Raw genomic sequence first — 606 nt, 5'->3', positions numbered from 1 at the left:
CGTTGAGGCTGTTCTGCTGAGAGTTCGATAGACAGTTGGCCGAGAAATAGAAAACAGTTCTGAAAGATCGCTGATGGAGTAATCGCCGGTATCATACATCCGGCGAAGCTCTTTTTGCTGACGTTCAGAAAGCTTGGGTTTCTTTCCGCGTAGTTTACCTTTGTCGCGTGCAACGGCCATCCCTTCACGAGTACGCATCCGGATCAGATCGGCTTCAAACTCCGCGAAAGTCGCAAGGATGTTGAAGAACAACTTGCCCATTGGATCAGACGGATCGTGAATACTGTTCCCAAGTTGAAGCTTCACGCCACGGGATGCCAGGCTGTCGCCAATAAGCCGTGCATCAGGGACAGAGCGGGCCAGTCGATCAAGCTTTGGTACGACCAAAGTATCGCCACTACGAACAGCCGCCAGTGCCTGGTCAAGGCCGGCCCTTTCCCGGTTCGTGCCGGTGAAGCCCTTGTCGGTGTAAATACGATCGGCAGAAACACCGAGTTTGAGCAGTTCCTGATGCTGGGCCGCGAGATCCTGTTTGTCCGTCGAGCAGCGGGCATAGCCGATCATTATGTGTGTCATACGGGAAAGTGTAACGTATAAGGCCCCATG

At 53.3% G+C, this 606-nt stretch carries 1 protein-coding gene; it reads right to left on the bottom strand.

Annotation, left to right across the window (positions count from 1 at the left end):
- On the bottom strand, positions 1–576 hold a 576-nt coding region (locus KP705_RS16220; protein WP_215764990.1), incomplete at its 3' end, for a recombinase family protein.
- Positions 577–606 lie beyond the last annotated feature (30 nt).

Origin of the sequence: Gluconobacter sp. P1D12_c, from assembly GCF_018812105.1 — a bacterium.
GTDB lineage: Bacteria > Pseudomonadota > Alphaproteobacteria > Acetobacterales > Acetobacteraceae > Gluconobacter > Gluconobacter oxydans_A.
The sequence above is the reverse complement of the archived record's forward strand: the minus strand, read 5'-3'. Positions and strand labels throughout refer to the sequence as shown.